The sequence below is a fragment of the Frankia sp. CeCAU1 genome (genome assembly GCF_977971845.1).
In genome coordinates, this window is sequence record NZ_CDWWXA010000149.1 from 4,757 (window position 1) to 10,642 (window position 5,886).

Below are 5,886 nucleotides of genomic sequence, written 5' to 3' on the forward strand. Positions count from 1 at the left end.
GCGTTCCCCCGAGCGTGCCGGGCCCCTGACGCTGCCCTACCCGCGGCCCGTAGCCGCGCCGTGAGGTGCCCCCTCGCGGCGACTCCTGGGCTGGTTGCGTAACAACCGCGGGTAGGGCAGCCCCATCCTCAATCGGAAGAGTTGTGATCATGCACAGTTTGCTGCCCGCCGCGGCGTTGGTTCTCGCCCCAGCCGATCAACTGTTCGCCAGGGAGCTGCACGCCGCCGGCCCTCTCAAGCTCCGCCCGGAGCAGATCACGTCACTGGCGGCCATGTGCACCCAGTACACGGCTACGGTGGAGCAGTTCCAGGAGCAGATGGCGGCGCTGGCGAGCCGCATCCGCGAGGTTGTCTATGCGGAGGTGCTGCCGGCTGCGGCAGGCCTCGCCATCGCAGACGAGCTGCTGCGGCAGAGGGCCGATCTGCTCCTCGCCTGGGAGCGGGCATGGCTCACCCGTCGCCTCGACGGCCTCGCCGATCTTGATCTTTCTCAGATCGAGCGGATAGCGGCGTTGCACGCCGACCGGGAGACCCGGGTCGGCGCGGCGCTGCGCGGCGAACGGCCGGGCCGGCCGGTCCCTGCCTGACCGCCAGGATTCGGGAAAGATCATGGCCTGGCAGACTGCCGCAGTGGCCCCTGCCTGCCAGTTCGGCAGGCAGGGCATCGACGTCGTTGTCCGCTACGAGTACGCCGGCGAGACGCATGAGATCCGCCTGCCGGGGGTTGTCTGGTCCGGCCTGGCGGCGGCGATCCGCGCCGGGCGGCTTGACCGGCTCGGCGGGGAGTGGACATCGTGGCCGCCGGGCGGTGGCCGCGTTCGGGTCTGTGGCGGATATGTGGAGCTCGTCTACGGCTATGTGTCCCGGCGGGAGGCACGGCTACCCGCGTCGGTCTGGGAGCAGATCACCGCGGCGATCCACGCCCACGCGGTTGATCATCTTCCCGTAGTCGACCATTTGGATCATGGCCGGTACCAAGACTTTCGGGATCGGAGCAGCCGGGCTCCCGTGCTGCACGCCCAATACCTCCGGGGGCGGGTGCCGATCGCACCCCCCGACATCATCGCCTGAGCTCACGAGGAGCCCCCCATCCGGGAGATGGAGGGCTCTGTGGGACGGGGACGGGCGGCGTGGCCCGGCTGTGGGTAGGTCAGGCGGCGTAGCGGTTGACGTCCTCCCCCTCGTGAACGAGGGGGAGGACGTCAAAGGTCGACTCGGACGCCCACCCGTCGTCACCGCCCTCGATGTAAGCGTGGAACGCGGCACCGCCGAGCTCACGCGCGTCCCGCTCTTCCTCGCCGAGACGGGCGAGGGTGAACGCGGCGAGGGCGTCGAGGTCAGCCGGCATCGGCACTCGCAGCGGCGCCGTTCGTGGGTTCCTGCTCGGCGTGGATGTCCCGGTCCCCGAGCGGAGCACGACCGGACGTCGCGTTGAAGGCGCTGAGGAGCTCCGCCATGGCGCCGCGCATCTGGTCAACGGTCCCACCGCAGCAACGGCGGCGGCAGGGTGTAGGAGTTGACGGTCACCATGCGGTGGCCGCGAGCCGCACACACGGGATTGCGTGGCAGCGGCAAGTACAGCCAGCCCGCGACATGACGTCGACGGCGCCGGTCCTCCTGGGCGCCGTAGTCGGTGCCGTAGGCCCAGACGCGACGTAGGCCGTCAGGCTGCTCGACGCTTGCCCACGCTCGCATCGCTCGCCCGATCATCGTGCTCTCCTCGCGGGTCCGTAGGGGGTCATCCATCGGAGACGGCCATCCCGGTACAGGTCCGGCGGCAGGGGTGGCGTACACCGGACCGAGCGCGCCCGGGTCGCTGCGGCGGCAAGCTCGCACAGTGCGGCCCCCGCGCGTAGCAGCTTGGTGCGCATCACCTCGGTGAACGCGGCCATGGCGCGGCGGGAGTCCTCGTGGCCGCGCGCGGGACGAGGGCCGGTCAACGGGTGTCCTGGGGGATGAGGAGGTGCAGCTCGGAGTGGTCCCACCTGCGGGAATGCCTGGTCGAGCGGGGGGAGCGGCGGCAGCGGATGATCCCCGTTTCGGGATCGCGGCAGTCCGGCCACTTCGCGTCGTCGTGACAGGCGCCCTGCTCGTAGCCGGCATTGGAGCACCAGAGGTCCCCGCGGTCCGCGTGCTTGTCGAAGCTGATCGTCCGTGGCGCTTCGCAGCCGGGGCAGACGGCGTTCCCCACGGTGCTGGGCGGGTCTTCAATTCCGAGTACCAGCAGGGCGACCCGGTGGACGGAGCGGACATCGTGGAGCAGCTCCCCGAGATGCTCGCCGCCGTCCTTCTGCGCGGCGAGGATGGGAAGCAGGCCGGCGGCCTCCGCGCGGGTGACGCGGAGGGGCATGCCGTCGCGGCAGAACCGCACCCAGTCGCCGAGTGCCTTTTCGATCTCGTCGCGGGCGAGCATCGGCCCGTCCGCGCCGGGCGGCCGTGGGCCTGGGGGACGGTGGGTGCGTTCGCCGGGGGTGCGGGGGATGACCTGGTGGTGGTAGGCGCGGGTCAGCCGGTCCAGGAGGGGCAGGGTACCGGGGGCGTCGGCCGCCGAGAACTGGCCGTACAGCTCCCCGATCAGAATTTTGATCTCCAGCTCTGCGCCGGGCGCCGGTGTCTGCACATCAAACATCGTACGATCAACGATTCATAGATCGCATGATGCTTGATACGCTGCGGGGGTCCTCGGCGACGCCGGGACAGCAGACCTCCAGGGTCGGGCCTGCCGTCCCAGTGTCCGCGAAGCTCAGCCGAAGTCACCCGGCAGGGTGGGCCACAACCCGGCGCGCCCGAGGACCCCGCACGCGCAGCGGCCCCGCACCCTCCCCCGTGGGTGCGGGGCCGCTGCGTTACCGGGTTAGCCGAGCAGGTCCGCGGTGCGGATGCCGCGAGCCGAGACGGTCAGCCCCGCGACGTCCGCACCGAGATCGGTTGCTGCCTAGCTCCAGTCAATCTCGCCCCGCTCGACGACGACCTTGCGGCCCTCGACGTGGACCCGCTCGATGTCGCAGGTCTCCTCACCCCTCCGGGTGATCTCTCCGGCGATCTCGTGTCCGGTAGGGATTGAGTTGACGATCTGCTGGAGCTCGGTGGCGTCGAGCTCGCCAGAGTAGTAGGCCGAAAAGCTGGCCTCCAGGGCGTAGACGTGGCCGTCACCGTTCTGGCAGGCGTAGAATTGGCCGTCCTGCGGTGGGAGGTTCAGGATGTCCGCGGGGACGGGCGGGGTGATGCTCAAGGATCCTTCGTGCGTGCTGGTGTAGCTCATTTTAGGGTTCCTCTCGTTCTGCGCTGACAACGTCAGTATGCACCAGATCGAAGGGGAATGCAAATCGGGTCAGCTCTCAATCATTTTTCCTCCGGTCTCCGTCAGCATCGGCACCCCCCGCCCGTCACGGGCTAGCGCGCCGCGGACGAGCAATGCCCGCGCAGGCCGCACCGACACCCGGCGGCCGGCGACGAGCACCGGCGCGCCATCCGCCGGCCAATCGAGCGACCCGTCTCGGGCCGCGGTAAGGATGCGTCGCTGGACGTCGGACAGCCGGCGGTCGTTCGGCCCGGCAGTCACCTCGGCCCGGTCGGGGCCCCGGCGGGCGGCTCGCGCGGCACGGGCCTCCGGCGAGTAGTAGGCGATCACATCATCGGCTGGCCAAAGCTTTTGATCGCTTCGTTCTAGCAGCTCGGACGGGACATCTGCCGGCGGCAGATCATCGGCGGCGCGACGGAGCATCGTCGTCACGCCGTTGTAGGTGACGCCGAGATAGTCGGCGATGTCGCGGGCGCGCCAGTACAGGACGCCGTCGTCGACGACACCCTGTGGTAGTGGCCTGTCCTTCATGCGTCCCCCTTCTCCTGCGGGGTCCCAGTATCGTAGATGGGCCGGCCCGGTCCTCCTGTTCTGCGCTGACACCCACGGACGTGGGGTAGATGGGGCTGCCGGGCCGGCGCTTCCCGCGCCGGCCCGGGTTGCCTCAGACCGCTGCCCGCAGGATCGGCAGCGCCCACCGTGCTATCTCCGGGTGCGGGTCTTGCCCGACATACGTGACCATGATTTCCATCTCGCGGGAGGTGGACTCCACCGCCGGGCGGACCTTCCGGGAAGCAACGACGCCTTCGGGATGGTCGTTTAGGCCGATGACGATGTCACCTGGACGTAGGAACGCGACCCGGATGATTGTCTCGGTGAACTCCCACAGGGCGCCGAGGGCGGTGATTTCTGCGATGAGCGCCTCGTCGGTGGCGTCCCGGAGCTGGCCGTCCCATGCGGTCTGGTCGTAGACGCCGAGACCGGCGGCGGTGATCGACTCGTTCAGGGTGTGGAGCAGGTTCACTAGGTGCTCGTGCATGGCGTGTCCTCTCGTTCTGCGCTGACAACGTCAGTATGCACAACATGTGGAGGTGTCGTCAAGTCGGGTAGGCGATTTGCATTCCCCTCCGATCTGGTGCATACTGACGTTGTCAGCGCAGAACGAGAGGAGCCCTAAAATGACCATCACCGCCGACATCGCCACCATCCCGGCCCTCGTCCGTGACCACACCATCAGCATCGAGACGGCTGCCGTCGAGCTCGGCGGACTGAAGCCGGCCACCATCCGCCGCTACCTAAAGGCCGGGAAGCTCTCCCGCCTCGGTGCCGGGGTCTCCGCCAACTCGGTAGAGGCATACCGAGCCGCACGGAAAGCGAACCAGGAGCGCACCCGATTCCGGAAGATGCCGAAGCCGGACGACGACCTGACCGTCCTGACCGACATCGAACTCGCGGCAGAGGCGTGGGCCGAAGCAGCCCGACTGGAAGCGCTCGCCCGGGACCTGAAGAAGCAGGCCCGGCCGGTGCTCGACGACGCCGGCCCGGGGCGCCACGGCCAGTTCGACGTGAGATTCACCGCCGGCCGGACGGTGATGGACACCGCAGCGGTCCGGGAGGACTACGCCGAGCGCGGCGAGGACCTGCCGATGCGGGTAAACGCCCCGTCGATCAAGGTCACCCGGATGGCCTGACTGACCTCGCCCGGCTGGAAGCCGCCAACCAGCACTAACCACCCGCCCCCGGGCCCAAACAAGCCCGGGGGCCCGACAGTCCGAACCCATCGAAAGGACGCGATCATGGCGCGCACGAAGAAGACCGTCCCCCGGCCCATCGAGGTGACTGTCGAGCCGGCAGCCGACGACCTGGCCGCCGCGCGGGCGCTGCTCGGGGAGACGGACCTCTACGGGGCGCTGGGCGCCTACTGGATCGAGACCAGCCGGGAGGTTCGCGCCCTGGTTGATGCACTCGGAGACCAGCCGACAGCCGAGGCCGCAGGGCATGCCCGTGCAGCCCTCGCGCTGAACCAGGCGATGAGTGATCGGCTGGTCGAGGCCGCCAACCGGCACTGACCGCGCATCCACCCCCCGGGCTTGTCTGGGCCCGGGGGCCCGACACACTCAACCCACCCACCGAAAGGAAGCCCGATGCCCAGCATGGACCAGCTGCGCCAGCAGGTGGAGGACGCTGTCAGCCGCGAGGATACCCGCCTACCCGGATAGGCGCCTACGCGCCCGCCGGGGCGTGCTCCACCAGGTACCAGCGCCGGGCCACGTTCACCACCTCCGCCGGCCGCCCCGCGGCATCGTCCCCGCGCAGCGGGCCCAAGTGCTCGTACAGCGTCGACGACGCCGACCAGCCCCCGGCCCGCATCAGCTCCGACCTGGACATCCCCGTCGGCCCTGCCCACGCCAGCAGCTCCCGCACAAGCCCGGTCGACGGCGCACCCGCCGGCACCGGCCCGAGACCATCCACAGGCACCGCAGCAGGCCCCACAGGCCCCCCGGCCACCTCGCCCGCGCGCGAAGCTCCGACCGAACGTTCGCCCTCAGACTGCGTCCTGGGGGTGGTGGTGTGGGGGGTTGTGG

12 protein-coding genes are annotated in these 5,886 nt (G+C 69.7%); 4 read left to right on the forward strand and 8 right to left on the reverse strand.

Annotated elements, in window-relative coordinates:
* Positions 1–149 precede the first annotated feature (149 nt).
* Positions 150–587, forward strand: a complete 438-nt coding sequence (locus AC08OO_RS19930; RefSeq protein WP_476618880.1) for a hypothetical protein — start codon at positions 150–152, stop codon at positions 585–587.
* Between the two features lie 22 nt (positions 588–609).
* Positions 610–1,071, forward strand: a complete 462-nt coding sequence (locus AC08OO_RS19935) for a hypothetical protein (RefSeq protein ID WP_476618881.1) — start codon at positions 610–612, stop codon at positions 1,069–1,071.
* Positions 1,072–1,150: 79 nt separating this feature from the next.
* On the opposite strand, the gene AC08OO_RS19940 is transcribed toward AC08OO_RS19935, so the two are convergent.
* The 7 genes from AC08OO_RS19940 to AC08OO_RS19970 form a co-directional block, all read right to left on the reverse strand.
* The gene (locus AC08OO_RS19940) at positions 1,151–1,348 is read right to left on the reverse strand and encodes a hypothetical protein (RefSeq protein WP_476618882.1); all 198 of its coding nucleotides are present in this window, start codon (positions 1,346–1,348) and stop codon (positions 1,151–1,153) included.
* A gap of 125 nt (positions 1,349–1,473) precedes the next feature.
* Entirely contained in the window at positions 1,474–1,710 is a 237-nt protein-coding gene (locus tag AC08OO_RS19945; RefSeq protein ID WP_476618883.1) for a hypothetical protein, read from the reverse strand.
* The gene (locus AC08OO_RS19950) at positions 1,707–1,940 is read right to left on the reverse strand and encodes a hypothetical protein (protein ID WP_476618884.1); all 234 of its coding nucleotides are present in this window, start codon (positions 1,938–1,940) and stop codon (positions 1,707–1,709) included. The genes AC08OO_RS19945 and AC08OO_RS19950 overlap by 4 nt, the downstream gene beginning before the upstream one ends.
* Positions 1,937–2,629 carry a hypothetical protein gene (locus AC08OO_RS19955; RefSeq protein ID WP_476618885.1) on the reverse strand — a complete coding sequence of 231 codons (693 nt, stop codon included), beginning with the start codon at positions 2,627–2,629 and terminating at the stop codon, positions 1,937–1,939. Before AC08OO_RS19955 ends, AC08OO_RS19950 begins: the two co-directional genes overlap by 4 nt.
* A 306-nt stretch (positions 2,630–2,935) precedes the next feature.
* The gene (locus tag AC08OO_RS19960; RefSeq protein WP_476618886.1) at positions 2,936–3,262 is read right to left on the reverse strand and encodes a hypothetical protein; all 327 of its coding nucleotides are present in this window, start codon (positions 3,260–3,262) and stop codon (positions 2,936–2,938) included.
* Between the two features lie 69 nt (positions 3,263–3,331).
* Positions 3,332–3,832, reverse strand: a complete 501-nt coding sequence (locus tag AC08OO_RS19965) for a hypothetical protein (protein WP_476618887.1) — start codon at positions 3,830–3,832, stop codon at positions 3,332–3,334.
* Positions 3,833–3,965: 133 nt separating this feature from the next.
* Positions 3,966–4,340, reverse strand: a complete 375-nt coding sequence (locus tag AC08OO_RS19970) for a hypothetical protein (protein ID WP_476618888.1) — start codon at positions 4,338–4,340, stop codon at positions 3,966–3,968.
* Positions 4,341–4,479: 139 nt separating this feature from the next.
* On the opposite strand from AC08OO_RS19970, the gene AC08OO_RS19975 reads away from it, so the two are divergent.
* Both AC08OO_RS19975 and AC08OO_RS19980 read left to right on the forward strand, forming a co-directional pair.
* Complete coding sequence (locus tag AC08OO_RS19975; protein ID WP_476618889.1) at positions 4,480–4,992, forward strand: hypothetical protein; 513 nt, start codon at positions 4,480–4,482, stop codon at positions 4,990–4,992.
* 105 nt (positions 4,993–5,097) lie between these two features.
* Positions 5,098–5,370, forward strand: coding sequence for a hypothetical protein (locus AC08OO_RS19980; RefSeq protein WP_476618890.1), 273 nt, complete (start codon positions 5,098–5,100; stop codon positions 5,368–5,370).
* Positions 5,371–5,524: 154 nt separating this feature from the next.
* On the opposite strand, the gene AC08OO_RS19985 is transcribed toward AC08OO_RS19980, so the two are convergent.
* Positions 5,525–5,779: a hypothetical protein gene (locus tag AC08OO_RS19985; protein ID WP_476618891.1), complete on the reverse strand. Its 255-nt coding sequence runs from the start codon at positions 5,777–5,779 to the stop codon at positions 5,525–5,527.
* Positions 5,780–5,886: the final 107 nt, after the last annotated feature.